At 34.5% G+C, this 26,589-nt stretch carries 23 protein-coding genes; 10 read left to right on the top strand and 13 right to left on the bottom strand.

What is annotated here, in order from left to right; all coding sequences use genetic code 11:
* Positions 1-54 precede the first annotated feature (54 nt).
* Positions 55-2,562, top strand: coding sequence for a DUF5686 and carboxypeptidase-like regulatory domain-containing protein (locus Q0951_RS14665; protein ID WP_299338593.1), 2,508 nt, complete (start codon positions 55-57; stop codon positions 2,560-2,562).
* Here Q0951_RS14665 and Q0951_RS14660 read toward each other — a convergent pair.
* From Q0951_RS14660 to Q0951_RS14635, 6 genes are all read right to left on the bottom strand, one after another.
* The gene (locus Q0951_RS14660; protein WP_299338369.1) at positions 2,552-2,947 is read right to left on the bottom strand and encodes a DUF4174 domain-containing protein; all 396 of its coding nucleotides are present in this window, start codon (positions 2,945-2,947) and stop codon (positions 2,552-2,554) included. The genes Q0951_RS14665 and Q0951_RS14660 overlap by 11 nt on opposite strands.
* 169 nt (positions 2,948-3,116) lie before the next feature.
* Complete coding sequence (locus Q0951_RS14655) at positions 3,117-3,731, bottom strand: pyridoxal 5'-phosphate synthase (RefSeq protein ID WP_299338591.1); 615 nt, start codon at positions 3,729-3,731, stop codon at positions 3,117-3,119.
* A gap of 27 nt (positions 3,732-3,758) precedes the next feature.
* Positions 3,759-4,733 (bottom strand): carboxypeptidase-like regulatory domain-containing protein, encoded by a 975-nt coding sequence (locus Q0951_RS14650; protein WP_299338366.1) that lies wholly within the window; start codon positions 4,731-4,733, stop codon positions 3,759-3,761.
* A gap of 94 nt (positions 4,734-4,827) precedes the next feature.
* Positions 4,828-5,640: a hypothetical protein gene (locus tag Q0951_RS14645; RefSeq protein ID WP_299338364.1), complete on the bottom strand. Its 813-nt coding sequence runs from the start codon at positions 5,638-5,640 to the stop codon at positions 4,828-4,830.
* A 99-nt stretch (positions 5,641-5,739) separates the two neighbouring features.
* Positions 5,740-6,234 carry a hypothetical protein gene (locus tag Q0951_RS14640; protein WP_299338361.1) on the bottom strand — a complete coding sequence of 165 codons (495 nt, stop codon included), beginning with the start codon at positions 6,232-6,234 and terminating at the stop codon, positions 5,740-5,742.
* A gap of 83 nt (positions 6,235-6,317) precedes the next feature.
* Positions 6,318-7,493 (bottom strand): P1 family peptidase, encoded by a 1,176-nt coding sequence (locus tag Q0951_RS14635; RefSeq protein ID WP_299338358.1) that lies wholly within the window; start codon positions 7,491-7,493, stop codon positions 6,318-6,320.
* Between the two features lie 214 nt (positions 7,494-7,707).
* Between Q0951_RS14635 and Q0951_RS14630 the strand changes: the two genes are divergently transcribed.
* The 3 genes from Q0951_RS14630 (at position 7,708) to Q0951_RS14620 (ending at position 11,837) form a co-directional block, all read left to right on the top strand.
* Entirely contained in the window at positions 7,708-8,235 is a 528-nt protein-coding gene (locus Q0951_RS14630) for an inorganic diphosphatase (RefSeq protein ID WP_299338355.1), read from the top strand.
* A 115-nt stretch (positions 8,236-8,350) separates the two neighbouring features.
* Entirely contained in the window at positions 8,351-10,744 is a 2,394-nt protein-coding gene (locus tag Q0951_RS14625) for a sodium-translocating pyrophosphatase (protein WP_299338352.1), read from the top strand.
* A gap of 82 nt (positions 10,745-10,826) precedes the next feature.
* Positions 10,827-11,837 (top strand): App1 family protein, encoded by a 1,011-nt coding sequence (locus Q0951_RS14620; RefSeq protein WP_299338349.1) that lies wholly within the window; start codon positions 10,827-10,829, stop codon positions 11,835-11,837.
* Here Q0951_RS14620 and Q0951_RS14615 read toward each other — a convergent pair whose 3' ends face one another.
* The 4 genes from Q0951_RS14615 to Q0951_RS14600 form a co-directional block, all read right to left on the bottom strand.
* On the bottom strand, positions 11,838-12,452 hold the full coding sequence (locus Q0951_RS14615; RefSeq protein WP_299338347.1) for a deoxynucleoside kinase: 615 nt from the start codon (positions 12,450-12,452) through the stop codon (positions 11,838-11,840).
* Positions 12,453-12,454: 2 nt separating this feature from the next.
* Positions 12,455-13,207, bottom strand: a complete 753-nt coding sequence (locus tag Q0951_RS14610; protein ID WP_299338344.1) for a hypothetical protein — start codon at positions 13,205-13,207, stop codon at positions 12,455-12,457.
* Positions 13,208-13,312: 105 nt separating this feature from the next.
* Positions 13,313-13,990 (bottom strand): response regulator transcription factor, encoded by a 678-nt coding sequence (locus Q0951_RS14605; RefSeq protein ID WP_299338341.1) that lies wholly within the window; start codon positions 13,988-13,990, stop codon positions 13,313-13,315.
* Positions 13,983-15,524, bottom strand: coding sequence for a HAMP domain-containing sensor histidine kinase (locus Q0951_RS14600; protein ID WP_299338338.1), 1,542 nt, complete (start codon positions 15,522-15,524; stop codon positions 13,983-13,985). The genes Q0951_RS14605 and Q0951_RS14600 overlap by 8 nt, the downstream gene beginning before the upstream one ends.
* Positions 15,525-15,649: 125 nt before the next feature.
* Here Q0951_RS14600 and Q0951_RS14595 point away from each other — a divergent pair, with 125 nt between their 5' ends.
* The 4 genes from Q0951_RS14595 (at position 15,650) to Q0951_RS14580 (ending at position 20,861) form a co-directional block, all read left to right on the top strand.
* Entirely contained in the window at positions 15,650-16,021 is a 372-nt protein-coding gene (locus Q0951_RS14595; protein ID WP_299338336.1) for a hypothetical protein, read from the top strand.
* A gap of 2 nt (positions 16,022-16,023) precedes the next feature.
* Complete coding sequence (locus tag Q0951_RS14590) at positions 16,024-16,869, top strand: GLPGLI family protein (RefSeq protein WP_299338333.1); 846 nt, start codon at positions 16,024-16,026, stop codon at positions 16,867-16,869.
* Between the two features lie 167 nt (positions 16,870-17,036).
* Positions 17,037-17,936, top strand: a complete 900-nt coding sequence (locus Q0951_RS14585) for a GLPGLI family protein (protein ID WP_299338330.1) — start codon at positions 17,037-17,039, stop codon at positions 17,934-17,936.
* A gap of 135 nt (positions 17,937-18,071) precedes the next feature.
* Positions 18,072-20,861 carry a carboxypeptidase-like regulatory domain-containing protein gene (locus Q0951_RS14580; RefSeq protein ID WP_299338327.1) on the top strand — a complete coding sequence of 930 codons (2,790 nt, stop codon included), beginning with the start codon at positions 18,072-18,074 and terminating at the stop codon, positions 20,859-20,861.
* Positions 20,862-20,936: 75 nt separating this feature from the next.
* Here the strand turns inward: Q0951_RS14580 and Q0951_RS14575 are convergent, their stop codons facing one another.
* A complete protein-coding gene (locus Q0951_RS14575) occupies positions 20,937-21,245 on the bottom strand; it encodes a hypothetical protein (RefSeq protein ID WP_299338324.1) in 309 nt (102 codons plus the stop codon).
* A 124-nt stretch (positions 21,246-21,369) separates the two neighbouring features.
* On the opposite strand from Q0951_RS14575, the gene Q0951_RS14570 reads away from it, so the two are divergent.
* Positions 21,370-21,627, top strand: coding sequence for a hypothetical protein (locus Q0951_RS14570; protein ID WP_299338321.1), 258 nt, complete (start codon positions 21,370-21,372; stop codon positions 21,625-21,627).
* Between the two features lie 236 nt (positions 21,628-21,863).
* Here Q0951_RS14570 and Q0951_RS14565 read toward each other — a convergent pair whose 3' ends face one another.
* Positions 21,864-23,702 carry a carboxypeptidase-like regulatory domain-containing protein gene (locus Q0951_RS14565; RefSeq protein ID WP_299338319.1) on the bottom strand — a complete coding sequence of 613 codons (1,839 nt, stop codon included), beginning with the start codon at positions 23,700-23,702 and terminating at the stop codon, positions 21,864-21,866.
* Positions 23,703-23,851: 149 nt separating this feature from the next.
* Here Q0951_RS14565 and Q0951_RS14560 point away from each other — a divergent pair, with 149 nt between their 5' ends.
* Positions 23,852-24,700: a GLPGLI family protein gene (locus tag Q0951_RS14560; protein ID WP_299338316.1), complete on the top strand. Its 849-nt coding sequence runs from the start codon at positions 23,852-23,854 to the stop codon at positions 24,698-24,700.
* Between the two features lie 54 nt (positions 24,701-24,754).
* Here the strand turns inward: Q0951_RS14560 and Q0951_RS14555 are convergent, their stop codons facing one another.
* A complete protein-coding gene (locus Q0951_RS14555) occupies positions 24,755-26,536 on the bottom strand; it encodes a hypothetical protein (protein WP_299338313.1) in 1,782 nt (593 codons plus the stop codon).
* Positions 26,537-26,589: the final 53 nt, after the last annotated feature.

Here is a 26,589-nt window from a genome sequence, read left to right as displayed (position 1 = left end):
TTTTTACGTTATCAAAACTTCATTAGCATGATTGTTGATGAAGTTTTTACATATATGAAAAAGCTCCTAACTTTATTTATCCTCTTCGGAACAACGATTGCGTTTGCACAAACCAAAGTGAGTGGTTATGTCTATGATGAATTCAACGAACCTGTTGCCTTCGCAAATATCTTATTCAAAGGGTCTACAGAAGGTACAATTTCTAATGAAGACGGTCGCTTTTACTTAGAATCTGAAAACACTTGGGAAACGCTTATTGTGTCTTTTTTAGGTTATGAGCAATTAGAGATCAAGCTTGAAGGTAAAGTCAACTACGATTTGAAGTTTATTTTAAAAGAAGAAGCTGGAGCATTGGATGAAGTAGTTATTGTTACAGGTAAACAATCTAAGAAGGCTTCAGAAAATCCAGCAATTCGAATTCTCAAGAAAATTTGGGAGCGTAAACGTCAAAATGGCCTCAGACAATTCAAACAATACCAATACGATAAATACGAAAAAGTAGAGTTTGACCTTAATACCATTGATAGCGCACTAATCAAAAGTAAGTTGTTTAGAGGTATGGAGTTTGTTTTTGAAGAGGTTGATACCTCCAGTGTTACAGGTAAAACGTACTTGCCAATTTTTCTTAATGAAGCTGTAAGTAAAGTCTATGGTGATAATCTAATTAATAAAGAAAAGGAAGAACTTAAAGGGAATAAGAATTCAGGATTTAGTAATAACCAGATTATTATTGATTTTATTGATGACCTTTATGCCGATTTTGATATTTACGACAACTATCTCAAATTCTTTGATAAGAGTTTTGTGAGTCCGTTATCGCGGACAGGAATCCAAACGTATAATTATGTGCTATCTGATAGTGCCTTTATTGATAACAAATGGTGCTACAATATTATTTATTACCCAAGACGAAAAAACGAACTTACTTTCAAAGGTGACTTTTGGGTTAATGATTCTACCTATGCCATTAAAGATATCAACCTTCAAGCTTCAAAAAGTGCCAATATCAACTGGGTTAAAGAAATTTATATTGAGCAGGAATTTGAAGTGCTAAACGACTCGTTATTCCTTATAAAACGAGATTATATGTTGTCTGATTTCGCATTGAACAAAAAAGAGAAATCACGAGGTGTCTACGGAAAGCGAACCACTTTATACGATAATTATAAGTTTGATATTCAAAAAGACGAGAAGTTCTATGACGAAGAAGTTTACAATTATAATGAAGATGTCTACAACAGGACTGATGACTTCTGGAAAGACAATCGTTTGGAATCCTTGAACAAAGACGAGAAGGGTGTTTACAAAATGTTAGACACACTAAAGACAGTGAAAAAGTTTAAGCGATTGTATAATATAGGAAGTATTCTCGCTTCAGGCTATGTTGAATTTCCTAGTATTAATTTTGATTACGGACCTATATTCTCAACATTCGGATTTAACGAAGTGGAAGGTACCAGAATTCGTACAGGTGGTAGAACCTATTTTGGACCAAATGACCTTTGGCGAATTGAAGGTTTTCTCGCTTACGGTTTTAGAGACGACAAGTTTAAATATGGTATTTCTGGAAAATGGTTGTTAGATAAGAAACGACGGATTATCATTTCCGGAGGAAATAGGAGAGATGTAGAACAGATAGGTGCAAATTTAACTGCATCTACCGATGTTTTGGGTCGAAGTTTAGCCTCATCAGCAGTTGTTGGTACAGCGGTTAATGACAAGTTGACCACAATCAATTTGACCACTATGTCGCTGGAGATTGAACCTACCAAGAATTTTGTGATACGCACCAGCGGAACCTATAAAACCTTAGAATCGGCATCACCAACGTTTAGTTTGGATTATAACGATCCTGAGTCGCCAACAGGCATTTCTTCCGAAGTTAAACAATTTGAAACCACCTTATCCTTATCGTATTTTCCAAATCGGAAAATGACAGGTTTTGGTGTCGAGCGTCGAACAGCTAATGATTATTTTTCAAGATTATTTGCACAGGTAACTCGTGGTGACAGAGATTTTTTTAATAGTGATTTTGATTATACCAAAGTACAGTTTTCCTACGTTCAGCCATGGCAAGTTGGCGGATTTGGAAGGTTGACCACCACAATAGAAGCAGGAAAAACCTTTGGAGAAGTGCCGTTAGCGCTATTAAGTGTCGTGCCAGGAAACCAGTCGTATTTTTCAATATACAATACATTTCCGCAGTTAGATTTTTATGAATTTGTAACTGATACCTATACGTCATTACATTTAGAACACAATTTCAACGGACGCATATTTTCACGTATTCCTTTTTTGAAGAAGTATAACCTTAGAGCCATTGTTGGAGTTAGAGGTGTTTGGGGAGATATTTCCGCAGAGAACATTGCTTTGAATACTACAGGAAATCCAGTTGAAACGCCTTTAGTAGCACCAAGTCAGGATATTTATTACGAATATAGTTTTGGTATTGGTAATATTTTTAAGATCCTACGAATTGACTTCAATTTTAGAGGCAACTATTTGTCTAACCCAGATGCCAGACCTTTTGGTGTGACTGGAAGTTTTGGGTTTAGTTTTTAGATTTTTTATTTGACCTAATTTCTGATTGCCGCATTGGCATAGCATCTATGGTGTTGAAGAGTTGTTCAGAAGTCAGTAATGAGTTTTGTCTCAGTTTGATGTTTCCATCCAAACCGATAAGTATTGTTTCAAATGCTTTATGATCTGTTTTAAATTTTTGATAGAGTTCAGATTGTCCTTCTATCCATGACGATGTTTCTGAAACTCCTAAACGATATTTTTTTGGTGTAATCTGAAGGATTAAAAGTTTTCGCTCTTCTAAGGCTTTATCATGATTTTGTAAAGCTGTAATCTGTTTTTTAAATTCTACAGTACTGATATCCTCAGACATAATGATGAGAATTCTGTTGTTCCACTGATATTTTGAGAGATCTTGGGCTTTCATAGTATTATTAAATAACAGAAAAAATAAGAGGATACTTAATCTTGTAAATGTCATGTCATTGTCATTAGACAACTAAGTTAGCAAATAAAATTACAATCTGGTCGTTTCGCTTTGTGCCTTAAATACTTGTGTAATTCAAAACAACAACTTGATAAAGACACCCAAATTTTCAAGGTTGAATTTGTTTTTCATGCCATTCTCCGTGCTCAAATTCATATAATGTCCTATGATGAAATCTGGAGGATTTAAATACCATAAATTCAATTCTGATGGGTTTAATTTGAAATCCACTCCAGTCTTTTGGTTTGTTCAATTCTGTATGGTTTGAAACTTTGTCCAGAACTTGAGTCTCTAATTCTTGTAAATTGTCAATGTCTTGCCCTTGCTCACATACTGATGATACAGCCTTAGAAGTTGTACTACGTTCATTAAAGTATTTGTTGGCAAGTACTTCAGAGATTTGTTTTGCTGAGCCTTGAATTCTGATTTGTTTTTCGGTGGCTGTCCACCAGAAGGTTAAGGCTACATTGTTGTTGTTCTCAATCTCAATACCTTTTCTGGAGTTTAACGGACCAGTAATGACAAAAGAATCATCAACTAGCTCTTTAAAGGACACAAATCTTGCATTGGGATAATTATCCATTCCAAAAGTTGATAGGCAAACTGCTGATGGGATTTTAAGATCAGATAGTTTTAATTCTTCGTCATACCATTCAGAAAAAAGAGAGAATGGGTTTTTAATAGTTTTCATGTGGTTATGTGTTCTTTGTTGATTCTGAAATATCTATAATGTCTATATCGCTTTTGAACTCTAGTTAGATAGAACTATTTCCATAGGAATTATAAAGCCGTTGCCTGTGTTTTTATACATTTCCCATTGATTAGAATTTAGAGAGTATAAGTCGCCAAAATCTTCATGTTTTGCTTTTTTTTCAGTTAAATAGATTACAGGCGCATAGAGCGTCACTTCGTTTCGATATTTTTCAAAGCTTAATAGTTTTGATTTTTCAGAATCTTCTGAATATGTTTTCTTTTTAAATTCTGCGGTATATCTAGGATATGTAGAACGTTCAATAGGAGCAATAAAGCACCTATTCATTGGAACAATAAATTTTTCAATGGCAACAAAAAAACCATCTTTAGGTACTTCAATTACAAATTCAGAAAAATCGATGTCATAGATCTTTTGATTTCTGGTAATTGTAATGATGACGCTTTCTGAGAGTAGATCATTTTCAGGAGCGCCTGTAACTTCATTTCTATCAAAAATTCGAATTCTGGCTTGTGAAGGCGTAATGATTTTGTTAGTAAATTTCAGTGTTACTGTTTTCAGGTAGTTATAAGTTGAATCTATTTTATTACCATTAATAAACTGGGCTATCATTATAGTGTCTCGCCTATGTAGATGTCTGTTTGTTCTTTTTCCCTTTGTAGAGCCAAACGAAATTTCTTTAGATTCATATTTTTCTACTATAACTTCATCCAATATTTCTGCTTTAGGTTGTAAGTGAAAAATTTTATTCTGTAATTCACTAGCATTAACTAAAGTGTCTTTATAGCTCAAACAAGAGATGTGTACTTTAGACTTTAAAAGAGCATTATCTATAACGAGTTTAAAATTTCCATCGTTGGTTGTTGAAACGCCAGTACTTGAATTTTTAAATTTTATATGGGCGAATGCCACAGGTTCATTGTTATAATAATCTAAAAGTTTACCTTCGAAAGGTGTGATTTGAGCATAAAATGCGTTAGTTACAAGAAAGAAAATAAATATGAATTGTTTCATTGAATGCGGTTTATATATGTAACAATTGAATGCGTGATTATCCTGAAAATGTCATAGCGATTAACTGTGTAGTCATTTTTGATAGTGTCAATATTTAGAAAAGGTTGTGTCGCTCAAGCAGGCTTTTAAAATTTTCAATGTCATTGATGTTGGGCTTGTCTGTTCTGTACTTATGCAATATAAAATCATGTACATCTTTGTTGTTAAATTTTATCAATTCGTCTAAAAACCTGTAGTAGGTTGATGAGTTCTTACCATTAAAGTATGTTTTTTTTAATGCCTCAACAAGAAATAATTGAAGTTCATAGTTGTATTCAGACCTGTGCCAATTACATAAATAAAAGATAGCTTCTTTATAATTCTTTTCGAAGCCGAGTTTGTAAATTAAGCGCTTGTAATTATCATCGTACATTCTGTTATCTAAAGCTCTGCATAGCAATAGCCAATCAGGATCTTCTTGTTTAATGATGATTTTATCAAGCTCAAAAAGGACATCATCTTCAGCCTTTTCCATTTGTACTAAATTCCAATATCTATAATAGAATTCTCTTGATATTTTATCTTCATTAATGAGGCAGCCAGAATGTGTTTTGACTGTTCGCTCATCTATAAGTAGCGTTTTAAAAACGTTTGGAAGATTTTTATACTCTTGTTCAATTAATGCCCAACTGGCATAACATGTAACTACTGGGTTTTCATGTGCTAACAAGACCAGAAGTTGATTAGTAGTTGCTTTTTTACTTAATTCTTCAAAATTTGTGTAGTTCGGTCCGGTCCATCCTCCAATTCCAATGTGTTCATATTCAACAATATTTGAGTCTGAAATATCACAAATTAACTGGTCTAAATTTTGACTACAGGATGACGTTGATATTACAATTAAAAAAACGAACAGAAGATGTCTCATAATGATAACCTAACGTGTTCGTGGAAGTTTTGTTGTTTAGACTTTAAGTTGTGTTAGTAATAGGAAATAGACTAAGGAAAATAGTAGAGATTTTTTCATTTACTCAATTACAAGATTCACATATATTTTTTTGTCTTCTCCAATAGAATCTCGATTAAAGATTTTTCTTCCAATGATCTCATTTTTAGCTTTTATAATATCGTCTAAATCACCACCTAATTCAATTTTAAACATATTCTTCTTTTTTCCGAATTCATGAGACACGAATAATAAGTACTTATCTAGAATATCTTCAAGTGGATATTGATTGTTGGTTTTATCAGACTCTAATACATATGATATACTCATTCTATATTTGAAAACGTCTTTCTCTTTAAGATCAAGGTAAACTCCCTTTTCGATAAACTTATAACGCTTCTTATTCTTGTACCTCCTAGGATTATCCAATGTAATATTGTTCATTACATTGTATTCTAGGTTAAGTTTATATCCTTCTGATGTAATAGAGTCATTTTTGCTTGTTTGAGCAAATGAAAAATTTGTAACAGCGGTTAGACTAAAAATGACTATTGCTTTTCTTATGATGTTTGTCATAGGTTCAAAATTGTGGTGCGCAACGGTGTCGGCTATGAGTAATTGCTTAGGTTAGAATTACTCATAGTCATTGTTGTACCACTTTATTTTTTTATCCGATTATACTTTTTTAAAGTTTCAATAAGTAGATCGTGTGGAATAGCATACGCCTTATTTCCATTAATGCCTTCCATAGTTTCAGCAGCTACCATTGCATTAATGATTGCTTCTTCAACAGCTTGGACAGTGGCTTCAAAAACTGGCATAAGTAAATCATTCGACATGGTCTCTACAGTGGTCATTTCATCACGACTAAATGCCTTTTCATTTGCGGTTGAAAATGCTAAAAATATGTCTCCAGAACCATTACTTCCTCGTCCGCCAACAATACCTACTCCCAAAGGAATTCTTTGAGCAATTCTTTTTAATTGATGTGGTAATAAAGGAACATCGGTTGCAACTATCACTATAATTGAACCATCTCCTTCTTGTCGTCTTGATTTTGGAGGCGCATTATACTCGTAATTTAAGGTGTCTTTTAATTCAATTCCAACAGGAACACCTGCGATTGATAAATTTCTTTTAGCTCCAAAATTAGATTGTACAATTACTCCAACGGTATACGTTGAATCTTTAATTTTAAAAACTCTTGATGACGTTCCTGTACCTCCTTTAAAACCTAAACACATCATTCCAGTTCCTCCGCCAACATTTCCTTCAGCTATTTTTCCATTTGAAGAATTCTCTATGGCCTCTAAAACGTGCTTGTCTTTCACATGAAATCCGTAAATATCATTAAGAAACCCATCATATGTTTCCGCTACTACTGGATAGGTATACCACCAGTTTTCTCCACTGTACCAATCCGTATCAACAAACCATTTAAGTACAGCTTGTCTTACTTCGCCAACACTATTAGTATTGGTTATCATTATTGGCGTTTCAAGAAAGCCTGATTCAGTTACCCAAGTTGTACCTGTCATTTCCCCATTTCCGTTTAGACTATACCAATTGGCGTAAACCGGACTAAATTTTTTGGCTTTTCCTCTTGGGAATATAGCAGTAACTCCAGTTCTAATAGGTCCTCTGCCTAAAATATTTTCTCCATCACCCGAAATAATTGTGCTATATCCAACCTCCACACCTTTTACATCTGTAATTGCATTGAATTCTCCAGTTACACCAACAAATGGAATTCCTAAATCCCTTGCTCTTGGCTTTTGTCCGTAAGATTGATAACAAATAAGTAATACTATAAAAACTAAAGATATTCTAATCATTTGTGTTGATTTTTAATGTGGTACACATGTGTTTTGTCTTCATAAAGATAATCATTATCCCTATCTGTTATAAGGATAGCTGTAACTTTAGTTTTTAATTACAATATTTAAGAAAAACACCTACTATTTTAATTGTTAAACTCAAACAATACACTATCTTTGCAGCCCGAAATTTGAATAGTAATTCAAATTCAGTAGGATAAACCATAGTATAATGACAACAGCCGGAAAATTAACCTTTGATGTATTAATCGAAATCCCAAAAGGGAGTCGTAATAAGTATGAATATGATTTTGAATTGAATAAAATACGCTTTGATCGTATGTTATTCTCATCAATGATGTATCCAGGAGATTATGGTTTTATCCCAGAAACTTTGGCTTTAGATGGTGATCCATTAGATGTATTAGTCATGGGAACAGAGCCTACATTTCCTATGTGTGTCATGGAGGTGAAGCCTATTGGTGTGTTCCATATGGCAGATGAAAAAGGGCCTGATGAAAAATTGATCTGTGTTCCTGTAACTGATCCAATCTGGAACAGCTATGAGGATATTACCGATTTAAATCCACACAGAAAAGAAGAGATCACACATTTCTTTCAGGTGTATAAAGATCTCGAAAAAAAGAAAGTTGATGTTGGTGGATGGGGTGATGCTAAAGAAGCATATGATATCCTGAATAAGTGTATAGACAGATACGAAAACAGTGTGCATAAAACCAATGGTGACTTCACCATTTAATTTATAAACAACAATTGAGTCGTCAACCCTTCGTAATAAACGCGAAGGGTTTTTTTTGTTTTAATGGTTTTCACTACTTTTGCGCAGCTAAATAACAAATCAAATAAACTACAATATGGAATCAAATATGATTTTAGTGCCAATCGGATTGGCAATTTTAGGGCTGATCTTTATGCTAATAAAGATGGCTTGGGTAAAAAAACAAGCTGCCGGAAGTGAAAAAATGCAGGAAATCTCAAAGGCAATTAAAGAAGGTGCTTTAGCATTTTTAGCTGCTGAATACAGATTATTATTAATATTTGTAGTCATTGCATCAGCGGCTTTATTTGGAATTTCTCAAGTGGTAGATACTACAAGTTGGATGATTGTTCCAGCATTTATATTTGGTGCAATATTCTCTGCACTAGCAGGAAATATCGGAATGCGAATTGCTACAGAGGCTAATGCGCGTACTGCAGAAGCTGCTAAAACGAGTTTACCACAAGCACTTAAAGTGTCATTTGGTGGTGGAACTGTAATGGGACTTGGTGTAGCTAGTTTAGCTGTATTAGGATTGAGTTTGTTCTTCATGTTCTTTGTAAGCCAGTTTATGGGCGAAACAGGAACATTTTATAATAATATGACCGTAGTGTTAGAAACCTTAGCTGGTTTCTCATTAGGTGCTGAATCTATCGCATTATTTGCAAGAGTAGGTGGTGGTATCTATACCAAAGCTGCCGATGTAGGAGCTGATTTAGTTGGTAAAGTTGAAGCAGGAATTCCAGAGGATGATCCACGTAACCCAGCAACCATTGCAGATAACGTAGGTGATAATGTAGGTGATGTTGCAGGTATGGGAGCCGATCTGTTTGGGTCTTATGTAGCCACAGTATTAGCGGCTATGGTATTAGGTAATTACCTTATTAAAGATATGTCTGCTACAACTCAGTTTACAGATGCTTTTAATAACATGGGACCTATCTTACTACCAATTGTAATTGCAGGTGTTGGAATCTTAGCATCTATTATTGGAACATTCTTAGTTAAGATTTCTAATAACGACGCTAAAGAACCTCAGGTACAAAAAGCATTAGACCTAGGAAACTGGGTAGCGATTTTAATCACTGCAGTTGCAGGATGGTTCTTAATCGACTTGATGTTACCAGAAACGATGACTATGAAATTCTTTGGTGAAGGTATGAAGGAAATTCCTTCAAGACATGTATTTTACTCAACATTGATTGGATTAGCAGTAGGTGCCCTGATTTCTGTAGTGACAGCATACTACACGTCTTTAGGAAAGAAGCCTGTTTTAGATATTGTTAAAAATAGTTCTACAGGAGCGGCAACTAATATCATTGCTGGTTTAGCAGTTGGTATGAAATCAACATTCTTGTCAGTAATCTTATTTGCTGCAGCTATCTATGGATCTTATGCATTAGCTGGATTTTATGGAGTAGCTTTAGCAGCATCTGCAATGATGGCAACAACTGCAATGCAGTTAGCTATTGATGCCTTTGGACCAATTGCTGATAATGCAGGTGGTGTTGCTGAAATGAGTGAATTAGAACCTCACGTTCGTGAGCGTACAGATATATTAGATTCAGTGGGTAATACAACTGCTGCTGTTGGTAAAGGGTTTGCTATTGCATCTGCTGCCTTAACAGCTTTAGCTTTATTTGCAGCTTATGTCACCTTTACAGGAATTGACGGAATTAACATCTTTAAAGCTGATGTATTAGCAATGTTATTTGTAGGAGGTATGATTCCAGTAATCTTCTCTGCATTAGCTATGCAATCTGTTGGTAAAGCTGCTATGGAAATGGTACAAGAGGTACGTCGTCAGTTTAAAGAGATTCCTGGAATTATGGAAGGAACTGGAACTCCTGAATATGCAAAATGTGTTGATATTTCAACAAAAGCTGCACTTAAAGAAATGATCTTACCTGGTTTAATTACCATTATAACTCCTATCATCATCGGATTAGTGTTTGGTGCTGAACCATTAGGTGGATATATGGCTGGTGTTTGTGTGTCTGGTGTAATGTGGGCAATCTTCCAGAATAATGCTGGTGGTGCTTGGGATAATGCTAAGAAGTCTTTTGAAGCTGGTGTTGAGATTAATGGAGAAATGACATATAAAGGTTCTGATGCACACAAAGCTGCTGTAACTGGTGATACTGTTGGAGATCCATTTAAAGATACTTCAGGACCATCAATGAACATCCTAATCAAATTAACCTGTTTAGTTGGTTTAGTGATTGCTCCAATTTTAGGCGGACATACTTCAGAGGAAGGTTTAGCTGATGGAGACGTAAAAGTTGAAAAGACAATGGAAGTATCTAACGACCTTGCTCAGGCAACTATTACTTATACAACCATTGAAAACGGTGAAGAAATCACAAGAGAAGAAAATTTCTCAGGTACTGAAGCTGAAGTTGAAGCGAAGTTAGAAGCGTTCGAAAAATCAAAGGTAGCTACTGAAGGTGACGCTAAAAAAGTAATTAAGAAAATGGAGGTTAATAAGTAATCGTCCAAATCATAAATTTTAAAAAGCCACGTTTATCGTGGCTTTTTTATTAATTTTAGTTTTTAAATTCTAATCGTCTTAGATGAACTGGTTCAAGAAAGATCCTTTACAAATCATTACATTTCAAAGTTATGGTACAGATACACACTTTTATATGCGTGGTCGTGCTTTGGAAGACGAAACGATAAATTTAGAGCAAAAAGGATTGTTTGGCTTATTTATCAATTCGTGGAAACGATTTGAAACCGATGAGATTAAGAACACAACACTCAAAATCAAATTACCTAACGGAATCATCTTAAAAACAGTTACAGACGATCATGGTTATTTTAAAATTGATGAGCAGGTAAATGATCTGCATAGTTTAGCAAATGCCGAAGGTTGGCTTAATATGGAAGTGTCTTATGATGATGCTAATATCAGTAGAAGTATACAAAAATCTAATCGCTTTCCTGGAGAGTTATTAATTCCTTCAAAAAAAGCCGACTATGGTGTGATTAGTGATATTGATGATACTATTATTCACACAGGAGTTGCTTCGACCTTGAAATGGAAAGTGTTATTCAATAGTATTTTTAAAAGTGCGGCTAGCCGAATTCCATTGGAAGGTGCTGCTGAATTCTATCATAAACTACATCGTGGTGTGTCTGGAGCTAATGCCAATCCCATATTTTATGTCAGTCATAGTCCGTGGAACCTCTACAGATACCTCGAATTTTTTCTAAAGCAAAACGACTTCCCAAAAGGTCCAATCCTGCTGAGAAGCTTTAAGGATATTTTCAAAAAGAAATCTGGTGATCAACCTCAAAAACAAATCGAGATCATCAATATTTTGAAAGCGTATCCTGATTTGAAATTTATACTCATTGGTGATAGTGGTGAGTATGATGCAGATATTTATATTGAACTAGCAAAAACCTTTCCTGATCAGGTCATGGCAATTTACTTGAGAAGTGTTAAACACAAAAAGAAAATGCTTCGTGTACGCTCTTTATTTAATCAATATGATCAAACTCCTGTACTATTGGTAGAAAGTAGTGCTCAAGCTATTGAACATGCCAGAGCAAATGGGTTTATCAATAAATTTGTCTGATTAAAACAATCCGTTTATTTGAGCATCAATCTTATTGATGATACCACCAAGATCTTCTGGGTTGGCAACAAAATCTAAATTGTCAACGTCAATAATAAGTAAGTTTCCTTTGTTGTAACCATGTATCCAAGCTTCGTAGCGTTCGTTCAGGCGACTTAAATAATCGATACTAATCGAGTTTTCATAATCGCGACCTCGTTTATGGATCTGAGAGACCAAATTTGGAATGGTACTACGTAAGTAAATTAGCAAGTCTGGGCCTTCTACAAATCCTTCCATAAGATCAAAAAGGGAACGATAATTCTCAAAATCGCGATTGGTCATCAATCCCATTGCATGAAGGTTAGGTGCAAAAATGTGCGCGTCTTCGTATATGGTTCTGTCTTGAATGATGTCTTTACCACTCTGACGAATTTGCGCAACCTGACGAAACCTGCTATTGAGGAAATAGACTTGTAAGTTAAAACTCCAACGTTCCATTTGATTGTAGAAATCGTCTAGATATGGATTGTCAACCACGTCTTCCAGTTGCGGTTCCCATCTGAAGTGTTTTGCTAATAATTTAGTGAGTGTTGTTTTTCCAGCACCTATATTTCCTGCAACTGCAACATGCATATCTAATCGATTTTTAGTTGGTATTCATGAAGTTTTTCCGAATCGTAAATATACAAGGTTTCATTGGTTAGTAAAAACTGATTTATTAACAATTTAGGTGTTTCTAACTGAATGATTTCATCGCTTTTTTTCGACTTGTAAAATAAGCCTTCATCTGATCTGAGAATGAGGTTTTCGTTATCCACTACAAGTGAAGTATAACCTTTGTTCTCAATCTTTGATATTAAACTTCCAAAGTAAGTGTATTGGTATAAATAGTTTTCAGTAAGCATCCAGCAGTAATTGTAATCACTCTTAAGATCCAATACATTGGATTGAATAGGTACTGTTGTCACTCTGAGTTTCTCGTTTTTATAATCGTATAATTCCAGCTGTTGAATGTCTTGGTTGAAAATCCAGAGCGTGTTGTCATAACCTGTAGAAATATGCGTTACATTTTTATAAGGTTGAATGAGATTAAAATCTATTTTAAAGATTTCAGCTAAACGATTGTCAAGAATGATAACCGAATTGAAATCCTGAAAGAACATATTAATCTTTAAGGGGTTAAAGACATTAATACTTGTTGGGACACCTAATTGCACATTACTGTAATTGATTGCAGGTTGTGCTTTGGGTTTCTTATATAGAATATTATTTTTTAGATAATAAATGGTTTCAAAATTATCAACGGCAATAATTTGATCGGCTTTTATTGAGATTGAGTCCACCAAAGTTAATTCAACAGGAGATTGTGCCACTGTAATTGTGCTCATCAATAAGAGAATATATCTAATAAAGGTCATATTTAGTGTATAGAACGGAAATGTACAAAAATTGAACCAGTATTAATACAACTTCATTGGAGAATGAAAATTGCTTTAATTCACTAATTTGTAACCATAACCTCTTACATTGATGATTTGAATGGTCTCATCTTTTTGAAGTTTTTTTCGGAGTTTACTGATGAATACATCCATACTTCGCGCAGAGAAAAAATCGTCATTTCCCCAGAGTTTGTTGAGTATGAGCGAACGATCCAAAACTTGATTTTTATTCTTAATCAGATGAAATAATAAATGAGCTTCTCGGTGTGTGAGTTGTTGCGATTCATTTTCGAAATGCAATTGTTGCTTCGGAAAATCAAAGGTAAATGCCCCTATGCTTAAAATATCTGATGTTTTTTGAACTTTGGTACGATGGAGAAGGTTATTGATTCTTACAATAAGTTCTTCCATACTAAATGGTTTTTTTAGATAATCATTTCCGCCAATAGTGAAGCCTTCAACAACATCCTGTGTTTGAGATTTTGCTGTTAAAAAGATAATTGGGATGGTATCGTCTATAGCTCGTATGTCTTTTGCGAGTGTAAACCCATCTTTTTTTGGCATCATCACATCAAGGACCAGAATTTCGGGTGATTGACTTTGATAGGTTTCCAAAGCCTTTTCGCCATCAGGACATAAGAGCACATGAAAGTCTCGTGTTTCTAAACTCTCTTTTATGATCTGTCCTAAAGCAGGTTCATCTTCAGCAAGTAAAATCGTGGTTTTAGACATTTGGTAGCGAAATTTTAAATGTAGTTAGTCCATTCTTAAGGTCTAATGAAATGGTTCCTTGGTGTTTTTCAATTATTTTTTTGGTGTAATACAGGCCAATTCCGAAGCCTTTGACATCATGAGTATTTCCCTGAGGTACGCGATAAAACTTTTCAAACACTTTGTCTTTATTGGCTTTAGATATGAAGTTACCATTATCAGCAATGGAAATATCTATCTGTGATGTCTGACGTTTAAGATCGATAAAGATGTCGTTTCCACCATATTTAAACGCATTGTCTACAATATTATTAATGGCGTTTTCAAAATGAAAAATATCAACATTGGCGTAAATATCATCTTCTACGGTGTAGGTAATTGTTTTTTCAGTGTTATGAAGTTTATGTTTTTCAGCAATGGTTGTGATCACTTCGGAAATGTTATAACTATCGGTATTGAGCTCCAAATTCTCACTGTCCAGAGAGGCAGTTTCCAAGAGTTTTTCTACCATAGTGTTGAGCTTTGACAGTTGTGTTCGGGACATGTCCAGATAGGTCTTGGCTTTTTCTTTATCGTCTATAGCATTAAAGTTTTGAATGCTCTCCAATGCAACACCGATTGTTGCTATTGGTGTTTTGAATTCATGCGTAATATTGCTGATGAGGTCATTTTTTACTTCGGCTAATTGCTTTTGATGTTTTATGATTTTTAATAGGTAGAATAAACAACTAATAACTGCCAATACTAACAAGGTGGAAATTAAAATTCCCCAAATGATACGTTGTAATACAACCCAGGTTTCATTTTTATATTCAATGGATAATGAGCTACCCATTGGTAATAGCGTTGACTTTGATGTGGCACTCAGGAATAATTTGTCTTTTGACAAACTTTTATGGGTTTTGTTGTGCTCTATCGTATTAACCATCAAACTATCTGTATCAGGTGCTTTGTAATCTAAACGATAATCTAAATCTATGTTTTTACGATTCAAATCTAATTTAAATAAGCTATCAATTTGGGATATATTGAGAGTGTCATTGCTAATGGTCATCACAACTTTTGAGGTGAGCATCTCAAAATTAGAAATGTCAATTTGAACACTATCCTTAGCTTTGATGTCTTTGATTAAATCTTTAAACTCTTCAGGGCTTAGCGACTTCTTTTCTGACTTCTGATCTTGTTCTATCATAGAATCTACTTCAAAACCTCTCAGAACTGTTATGCCTTCAAGATTTTCAATGCCAGCAGAGTCAATCTCAATAAACTCGCCTTTTGATTCGTCAATGGACTTTGATATTCTATCGAGAACACCACCATCTTTAAATACATCTTTTTGAGCACTGCCTTCAAGTTTTAGGGCTAGAGTCGTTTTTTGAGCTAAAGCGGTGTAATAGTCATCTACTGCCTTATCCAAACTTACTTGTACATCATTAATAAGTTGCTGTTTACTGGATAGGTAATTCTTGTAATTCCAATAGGCTTGAATTCCTATAGTTGATATAATTACAATGATGATGACATATAATATGTATCTGTATTTAGAATCATTCATAAATCAAAAGTAAATGTTAAAACCGTTAAATACTAATCGGTTAACACACGTTAACACTGGTTAACTAAAAACGTCAATAGTGAAAATTACATTTGTAGTGTATTAATCATAAAAAACCAAAAACAATGAAAACAGTATTTACAATTATCGGACTTTTAATCGCGACAGTTAGTTTTGGACAAACGAATAACTTCAATGGAAAAATTAATTCAGATGAAGTGAAGATTAGCGATTTGAATATTTCAGTAACTGTTGATTCAGCAGAAGAAGTTGAATCCACATTCAACATGAGAGATATTAAAGAGCTTCTAGACGAAACCGAAGCAGATGAAGCCATTACATTTGAAATCATTTGCAACGGGAATATAATGTCTAATGGAAAAAAAAGCACCTTGTCTTACAAAGTGACAGGAACAAAAGAAGAGGCACGTAATTTTTTAAAAAGTGTGAAGAAAATTAGAAAAGCAGCAATTAAATATTACAAAAACAAAGAGTAATCATGAAAGTATTAGTAAAATTAGTTGTCCTGTCAACGCTTTTGTTGGTCTCTAAAGTTAGTGCTCAGGATTTTCAAGGTGTAGCGACTTATAAGTCAAAACGAAAAGTGGATATTAAACTGGATAGTACTCAGGTAAATTCTGAAATGCATCAACAAATGATGGAAATGCTCAAGAAGCAATTTGAAAGAACCTATATTTTGACCTTCAATAAAGAAGAGTCGATGTATACAGAGGAAGAATCGTTAGCACCACCACAACCACAAGGCATGCAGATGGTTGTGGTGAGTTCGGGAGGTTCTGATAAGTTGTACAAGAACATGAAAGAGAAACGATATACCAATCAAAACGAATCTTTTAGTAAACTGTTTCTTATCAAGGATAGCTTACAAGTACATGATTGGACACTTGGTTCAGAAACCAAGAATATAGGTGAGTATACTTGTTTTAAAGCCACAATGACCAGAGAGATCGAAGACGTACAAAGTGGTATAAGTGTTAATGGTGATAAAGACCTGAGTAGAGACCAAACCCCTAAAATGAAAGAGATTACAATTACTGCCTGGTATACACCTCAAATTCCAGTGAGTGCCGGACCAGGAAATTATCATGGTCTTCCAGGTTTAATTCTTGAGGTTAATGATGGTAGTGAAACTGTGATTTGCAGTAAGATTGTTATCAATCCTAAAAACGGATCAGATATTACAGAACCAACAAAAGGTAAAGCGCTCAATCAAGAGGCGTATGATAAGATCATGGACAAGAAATTAAAAGAAATGGAAGAGCGAATGCGATCAAATTCCCGAACTCAAGATGGTGAGAGTATCGAGATTAGAATAGGGGGTTAAATATTTTAAGAAAATTTTAACCTTTACTGAATTAACATTTAGTGTTTTTTTGAGTCTTACTGTTTTAATTAAATTACATTTGAGCGTTAATGTTATTATAAATTAATAATTATTGTTCAATTCTTGTTTAGATTTGTTAAACAATTTAAAACCATCGACTTATAAAAATGAAAAAATTAGTATCCACATTTAGCAGTATAGTTTTACTTCTATTTTTATCACTTAATGCCAATGCTCAAGATTTTCAAGGGCAGGCCATTTATCAAACTAAAACCTCTGTAGACATGAGTAGTTGGGGTGGAGGGCAAATGAGTGAACAGCAAAAAAGACAAATTGCAGAACGAATGAAAAGTATGTTGGAAAAAACCTATGTACTTAATTTCAATCGTAGTGAGTCTACTTATAAAGAAGAAGAAAAGCTGGATACACCAGGTTCTGGTGGTGGACGTTGGAGAGGAATGATGAGTAGCTTTACAGGAGGACCTCAGTATAAGGATGTAAAGTCTGGAGTTATATTACAAGAGCAGGAGTTTTTTGGAAAAGAGTTTTTAGTTCGTGATTCCTTACCAAAGCTAGAATGGAAACTAGAAAATGAAACCAAGCAAATTGGACAATATACATGCTTTAAAGCCACAACCACAAAACCTGTTGATGAAATGGATTTTATGAGTATGCGTAGACGAAACCGAGGCGATGACAAAAAAGATGAAGAGAAGAAAGAAGGAGAAGAAACAGCAGACTCAACAAAGACAGCATCTGATGATCCTTTTGATGACGTGGAAGTTCCAAAATTTGTTGTGGTCACTGCTTGGTATACACCTCAAATACCAGTAAGTACTGGTCCTGGAGAATACCATGGATTGCCAGGGTTAATTCTTGAGGTGACAGCAGATCGCACAGTGATGTTGTGTACTAAAATTATTATGAATCCAAATAAAAAGCTTGAAATTGAAAAACCTGAAAAGGGTGAAATCGTAACCCGAGACGAATACAATCAGATCATGAAAGATAAAATTCAGGAAATGAGAGAGATGTATGGAGGTCGAGGTAGAGGACGAAGAAATTAAATTACAATCTTTAACTATATATTTCTAATCTAAAACGAAGTATAACCAAACCAATGTTAGTCAATAAAAGTTGTCTCAATCACAGATAACTCCAAAATGACTATAATACTTACCAAACAAAACAGAAATCAGCAGATGAAAAATCTATTCCTACTAGCGTTACTATGTGTAACAAGTTTTGCTAGTGCTCAAGTTACAGTTCGAGGTGTTGTTAAAGATAGTATCGGTAGCCCTTTAGAGCTGGCCAATGTCATTGCTATTAATAAGGAGACCAAAGCTATGGCGTCTTATGCCATTACAAATGATAAAGGACTCTTTAAACTCGATTTAGAAAAGAATACTACGTATACAGTTCAGGTGAGTTATATTGGAATGAAGACGCTTTCCGAAGAAATAACAACAAAAGAGAGTAATATCAATAAAGACTACATACTTAAAAGTGACAACGCCCTTGATGCAGTAGAGCTAACCTATGAGATGCCTGTAACCATAAAAGGGGATACATTAGTATATAATGCGGATTCCTTCAAAAATGGATCAGAACGAAAATTGGAAGACGTCCTCAAAAAATTACCAGGTGTTGAAATTAATGACGACGGTCAAATTGAGGTCGAAGGTAAGGTCGTTAATAAGCTCATGGTCAACGGAAAAGATTTTTTTGACGGTGATACGAAAGTTGCTACAAAGAATATTCCATCAAATGCAGTGGATAAAATTCAGGTACTGCGAAATTATTCCGAAGTTGGTCAATTGAGAAGTGTTCAAAATAATCAGGATAATGTCGCTATAAACATTAAATTAAAAGAAGGTAAAGAGAACTTTTGGTTTGGTGATATTACAGCAGGAGCGGGTTCTGCGCCATCACCAAATAATGAATTGTATCTTTTTCAACCAAAATTATTTTATTACAGTCCAAAATATAGTCTAAATATTATCGGCGATATGAATAATATTGGCGAAGTTGTCTTGACAAATAGGGATATTCGAAACTTTGGTGGTGGTTTTAGAAGACCGAGTGCAACTAGTGGAACGAACATTAATTTAGGAAATAATGGGCTTAGTGGACTCGGCAGTATTCAAAATGCTCAGGAAGTAGTAACTAAACTGGCAACAGCTAATTTCAGTTATTCTCCAAATAAAGCTTTAGATCTAAGTGGATTTATAATTTATAATAGTAGCCGTCTAAGAACTCGTGAAGATAGTTTTACAGATTATATAGAAATTGAAGACGATCCAAGTACTCCAATTGACGAATCTACTGGTCTTCCACCAGATGAGGCAACTGTACAAAGAGGTAGAGAGGCAACAAATCAGGCTATTGTCAAGTTAAGTGCTTCATATAAACCAAATATTGATAATCAATTGGATTATGATATTCTAGGTCGTATTTCTGATGATCAAGAACTACAGGATGTATTTTCTTCTGTTGTGGGGCAAACTAATCAATTAGACGAAGCAAAGCCATATAGTATTAATCAGAATCTGAATTACTATTACACTTTGAATGAGAATAATATTTTTGCATTCGAAGCCCAACACTTAATAAGCGATGAAGATCCATTCTATAATGCTTTATTAGTTAATGATCCTACCAATAACAATGATCCAGACCCTAGCAATAGAGATGCTTTTGACAATACAGCGGCAGGTTTGGGTTTTAATACAGATCAATTTGGTTATAATATCAATCAAGAAAACCGTATAAAGACGAATCAATTAGATGCCAAATTAGATTATTATCATATCATTAATACTAAAAGTAATATCAACTTTACATTAGGAACTATTTTAAGTAATCAAAGATTTAACTCCAACATTTTTCAGTTTTTAGATGACGGTTCGCTGTTTAATCCAACACCTAATATCGAAGATACAGATGGTAATACATTATCTGGTAGTAATGATGTTGAGTATAATTTTAGTGATTTTTACTTAGGCGTACATTATAGGTTTAAAACAGGTAAATTTACGTTTACTCCTGGTGTTTCTTTTCATGCATATAGCAATAAAAACACGCAATTTGGAGAGACGTTTAAAGATAATTTCTTTAACGTATTACCAGATTTTGAAGCACGAATTCAGTTTAAAAAGAGTGAGAGCTTACTTTTTAATTACAACATGAGAAATACGTTTACAGATGTGACCAATATTGCTGAAGGTCTAGTATTAAATAACTTTAATAGCATTCAGTTTGGAGAACAAGAATTGCAAAATGCCTTATCTCATAATTTGAGTCTGTTTTATAGTAGTTTCAATTTGTTCAACTATACCAATGTCTTTGCAAGATTAAGTTATAATAAAAATATTGACCAAATCAGACCTCTAACAAATTTTGAGAGCGTTATAAGAACCAGTACATTTTTTAACTCGCAATTTGCCGATGAAAGTTTTAACGCTTCAGGACGTGTTCAACGTACGTTTGGTAAAATTAGAGCCAGTCTTACAACTAGCTTTAATTACTCTTTAAATAATCAATTTGTACAAGGAGTTCAGTCTGTTTTGGAAACTTTTAATCAGCTCTATAGACCAGAAATTAGAACTAACTTTAGAGAAGCACCTAATGTGAGTTTAAGATATACCTATAACATAAGGAATACAGACCAAGGTTCAAATTCTACTCGTTTTACAACTAGTACACCATCAATTGAATTTGATGCCTATATATGGGATGCCATTACGTTTGTAACAAATTTCAGCTATACACTGCAGGAAGGTAATGGTCAGTCTGATTCATTTAAAACATGGAACGCATCTTTGCGTTATAGAAAAGACAGAGACGCAAAACTAGAATATTCAATTAGAGCCTCAAACTTATTAAATATAGATTCTAATGTTAATAATGGAGGTGGTAACATTTCTGTATTTAGTTCTGAAACGTTTGTACAGCCACGCTTCATAACCTTCAGGATGACTTATTCTCTTTAGAACGCTTTCAACATAAAAAAACCAGATTTCTGCTCTAAGCTAAAATCTGGTTTTTCTGTTAACTAAACTCTGGTTTTATTTACAATAGGCTTTTCTCTGTGCTTTTATATCAGACATTGTAGACTCATAAGCCCACCAAATAGTGTCGGTTACAAATTCATCATTCCCAAATCCATTGTCTAGTGCCCAAACCATATTATTGACTAAATCTGTCTCAGCTTGAGCAGCCAATATATCGTAAAATTCATTACATGCGCTAGTAGATCTAACAGACAAGGTGGCTTGATCTGTGTCAATGATCTCAACTCCTTTGTTTTCAGTATCAGTACTTGTAAAGTTTAAGGTTAAAAAAAATAGTGGTAATCCTAATAAAATACTTTTCATAATAATGTTTTTTAGATTTCTATCAAAGTTACTTAAGTTCGATTCATAATTTTTATTTATATATTTTATGATATATATTAAATTTACTTATGGGAATGTATAATTCAATTATGCCTTAATCGCTTTGACTATAAAGATAAATGAAATTGAAAGATTAACATTAGATAATGGCGTAAGACCGTCTCAATCTTTCCAAACATGGGATGCGAGTTTGGCTTACAAGAAAGATAGAGATGCCAAATGGGAATACGAGCTAAAAGCGTCTAACTTATTAGATATTGATGCTCGTGTAAACAACAGTGCAGGTAACATCTCTGTATTTAGTTCAGAGACGTTCATTCAACCAAGATTTATCACTTTTAGAGTCATCTATACCTTATAGGATTTGTGGGCGTTTCCCTCTTTCGCTAATGCTACAAGAGGATCAGGCTATCGGCAGTCGCTTCCTCCAAAGCTTAATGCATAGGAGGAGAGCTCCAACAAAGCCTCTATCCTTAACGCATAAAAAGCCTTCTCAATTGAGAAGGCTTTTTTATTGAGTATTAACATTCCAAAGCACTGTATATAATGCAAAAAATAAAATAGATTTAAATTAGTTTATTAAATTTGACTGACGGTTTAATTATCTGGATCTCTGATAACATGAATTACTCCATCCATGGTGTGAAGTTGACCATCTGAGTCATTATAATCTAGTGAAAAAGTTAAATCAATAAATTGACCAACTTCTCCAACACCATTTAAGTTAAAAACGGCATTATTATCAGGTGTCACGAAATAACCACAATCAGCATCAGTGCTAAAAGTTATTCCTCTATTGTCATTTTCATCTTCCATGTACCAATAGTCATAAGTACCTTCAAGCGTATTAAAATCTTGTGTTAGTATACCAATTATTCTGAAGCAAGGTGCTTCACTCGCGAATGTTTCAATTTGTAGCAAATACGTGTTTAAAGGAAACGTTGAATTGTTCGTATTATATATTAGTTTTACTTTATTAATAATGCTGCCTACAAATGCAAAATTTTCTGTGCCATCAATCGTGTATTGGATGGATTGAACACTAGAGCCACAAGCACTTATGGTTCCAATATCAGTGACTGGAGTAGTAAAAGAGAACGTCATCTCATTGGCACTTTGAAAAGTACTGGCATCATGAGCTTGCAAAGTAAAATCACTTTCATTAGCACAGCGCAGGATAGTTGTATCAATACTGCCATCTGTTACTAATTGATATGATGAGTAATAATCGGTTTGAACCAACACGTATCCCTTTTCAATTGCCTGTTGATCGCAATTGGTAAAGTTGCCTGTTATTGTTTCAGAAATTATTGAGCTATTATCTGTAATGACAATTTCAACATATGAGTCTTCTATAAACGGACCAATAACGTTGATGTTTTGATGGCAATTACCAAATGATGTATTAATGACAAGAGTCTCGCTACTTGGAACTAATCCACAAACTTCCCCTTTATGATTTGTGATTTCATCACGAGAACCTGATAAGTCACTTGTAAGTGTTACTGTAACTCCTGTCAAGTCATTTCCGTTTGAGTCTGTCACATTTAGGCATAAAGTAACCACACCTCTGGGAATATCACAATTCCAAAATGAGAAATGCGACACCGTTCCAACATAAGTATTGCCAACTAATGTAGCTTCACCATCTTCAATCCAATAACCATAATCTTCATCAAAATACCACAACGGAATTGTGCTAGGAGCTGTAGCAATCAAGCTAGCATCTAAAGGTACTGTAATTTCAGCAGTTGAGCCTTCAGCTAAATTTAAATCTTCACCATTCTCACCTCTTAATTCAACAGCTAACATTCCGAAGGTTTGAAGCATACGTTCTTCATTGTCTGAGTTTGCAGCATAAAGCATGCCTGGCATTTGATCTTGCATATTGTTATCAACTGGGTCTAGATGATGCATAATAACATTGACATTTCCATCATAAACAGTGCCATCAAGTTTAACATATTCGCCTTCTAAAGCCACTTTGGAGCCATTGGATAAACTTATGGTTTCTTGAGAGCCACTATTAGTGGTTCCTGTAATAGTTTCTGTCAGCATCATGATACGCACTTTGTTTGTTCCGCTACTAGGTACTACAGATCTTGAGGCATGGATATAACCAGTTTTCTCTGCTTTAACATATCCGAAGCGTTGATTGACCGTCGCATTATTAATGATAAAAACACCATTACTATCAGTCATTGCAGTAGAGCTACCTATGGTAATCATTACATTCTCAATAGGATCATTGTTAGTATCTACAACCGTTCCTAAGAAATTTCTTGAGATCTCATTTCCAAAATTTTGAGCAAATGCTGTTGGGTTATGGTCTTGATTCTGATTAGGATTTTGTTCACCTCCTGAATTGTCGTCGTCAGAGCATGATGCGAATATTAGAAAGGCTGAAAACAGAAAAGTTAGGTATTGAATTTTCATAAGAGGTCTGATTTAATTTTGACGTAATTACAAGCAATATAAGAATTTACTATTATCAATAATGATATTGTTAATATTATGATAAAGATGTAAATTATGTTTAACTTTTTATTAAATTTGTTAAACACTAATCAATTATTACGATTATTATGAACGCATTAGTTAAAAGCATTGGCATATTAGCTTTCGGTGCATTAGTATCACTAAATCTTAATGCTCAAGATTTTCAGGGACAGGCGACCTATATCTCCAAATCTACCATGGATCTTGGCCGTTGGGGTGCACGTTTGAGTGAAGCTCAAAAAAAGCAGGTCATGGCTCGAATGAAAAACCGTTTGGAAAAAACCTATACATTGACCTTCAATAAGGAAGAATCAATATTCAAAGAAAATGACATGTTAGATGCCATGTCTGGTGCCACAGATTCTTGGGGAAAGAACTTTGCTGCAGGAGAACAATATAAAAATGTGAAGACGAACATACAATTACAAGATCAGGAATTTTATGGGAAGCAATTCTTAGTCAAAGATAAATTACAGCCCATAGAATGGAAAATGGGAACAGAATCTAAGCAGATAGGAAACTATATGTGTTTTAAAGCTACTGCTTCTATTCCAACAGATGAGTTAACATGGTATAATTTTTCCTGGGACAAATTAAGACGAAGCGAAGCTGCGAAACAAAATGCTGATGGAGACACTGAAGCAACAGAAGAACCAGAGGTTGCAATGACCGAAGTTGAAGCGTGGTACTCACCTCAAATACCTGTGAGTCATGGTCCTTCTGAATATTGGGGATTACCAGGATTAATTCTTGAAGTCAGTGCAGGCAATACAACGATGCTATGTTCTAAATTGGTAATAAACCCACAAGATAAAGTAGATATTGAAGCTCCAGATAAAGGAAAAGAAGTGAATAAGACAGAGTACCAAGATATTATTTCTAATAAAATGAAAGAATTTCGTGATAATCGTGGACGACGACGAAGCGGAAGATAATAACTATTGCTATGAAAGAAAAAAGCCTTCTCATTTGAGAAGGCTTTTTTTGTATTAGTAATCTCTTAGAACATGTATTGTACCAGATATTGGAATTTGATCTGGACTATTATACTCGATAAGTACACCATTAAAGTTAATATCAATGTATTCTCCTACGTCACCAAAGGAGGAGACATTGAACGTGCCTTCAAATTCAGTCTCCAGACTTGTTCCATCATTGTTCTCATCGAAAAAATTCAACAAAAAACTGTCGGTATAAGTGTTTGGACCGTTAAACGGGTTTATAGAAAATTCAAAAATGTTTTGCTGATTTTCAGAATAGTAAAACACACTCAAATAATCTCCATCCAAACCACCTTGAACATTAAAGAAGTACGAAATTTCTGGATGATCATCGACTTGATATGTAATAAATTCTTCAACAGTATTACACGATTGAATGGTGCCTAAATTAGTAACTGGTGTTGTAAAGGTATAGGTAAGAGAATCTGTTTCTTGAACATTGACAAAGTCATATGCTTTTAAACCAAAAGTGTTATCGGCATTACAACGTAAAAGGTTAATCTCAAAGTCTCCATCAGATATAACATCTATAAAATTTTGATTACCATATCTCAAATTGATATAACCGTCTGTTACAGGATTATCACTACAAGTATTAAAAGTACCAGTCACAGTTTCAGAAATGATATTAGGACTTTCCATCAAGGTAATAGTGATTGATGAATCTTCCGTGAACGGTCCTGTAGTTTCATTGTGTAACGGACTATCTCCACAAATATCATAGCTATACACATTGAGCTCTAAAGATTCATTACTTGGCACAAGTCCGCAGGTCTCACCATTCTCATTAGTATAACCAGTGCCTGTTCCAAAGTTTGTGCTAGTTAACGTGACTTGGCTATTAGCAACAGGATTGCCATTTTCAGTCACGACAGTGACACATAAATCAACATATTCTGTAGGAATATCACAATTCCAAAATGAAAAATGAGTTACGGTTCCTATGTATTCGTTACCAATTAAAAGGGCAACACCTTCTTCAACCCAATAGCCGTTGGTTTCATCAAAATACCATAAAGGGATTGAAGGCGGAGCGTCTGTCATTAAGCTTGGATCAAGAGGCACTTTTATTTCAGCAGTTGAGCCTTCAGCTATATTTAAATCTTCGCCATTCTCACCACGTAATTCTACAGCCAGCATTCCGAAGGTTTGAAGCATACGTTCCTCATTGTCTGAATTAGCAGCATACAACATACCAGGCATTTGGTCTTGCATATTCTCATCTACGGGATCTAAGTGATGCATGATTACATTTACACTTCCTGAATATAAACTACCATCTGGTTTAACATAGGCGCCTTCCAAATCTACTGAAGCACCTCCTGGCAAACTAATGGTTTCCTGCATACCACTTGAAGTGGTTCCCGTAATAGTTTCTGCCAGCATCATGATGCGTACTTTGTTTGTTCCGCTAGTAGGTACTAGAGAACGTGAGGCATGTATGTAGCCTGCTTTTTCAGCTTTGATATATCCAAAGCGTTGGTTAACTGTGGCGTTGTTAATGATAAAAACACCATTACTATCAGTCATTGCAGTTGAACTACCAATAGAAATCATCACATTCTCGATAGGATCATTGTTAGTGTCTACAACCGTTCCTAAGAAATCTCTTGAGATCTCATTTCCAAAGTTTTGAGCAAAGGTTGTTGGATCTGGGCCTTGATTTTGAGGTGGTGTACTTCGAGTATCGTCTGATTCACACGATAACACCAATATGAGGCTAATAAAAACGAGGGTAATGGATTTTTGAAATAGTTGAATTGATTTCATAAATGTTGTTTTGTTGTTGTAATTATAACAGTTAAAGTGTAAAAATTACTAGT

It is taken from the genome of uncultured Psychroserpens sp. (genome assembly GCF_947501425.1).
In the GTDB taxonomy this organism is placed as follows: Bacteria; Bacteroidota; Bacteroidia; order Flavobacteriales; family Flavobacteriaceae; genus Psychroserpens.
The sequence above is the reverse complement of the archived record's forward strand: the minus strand, read 5'-3'. Positions and strand labels throughout refer to the sequence as shown.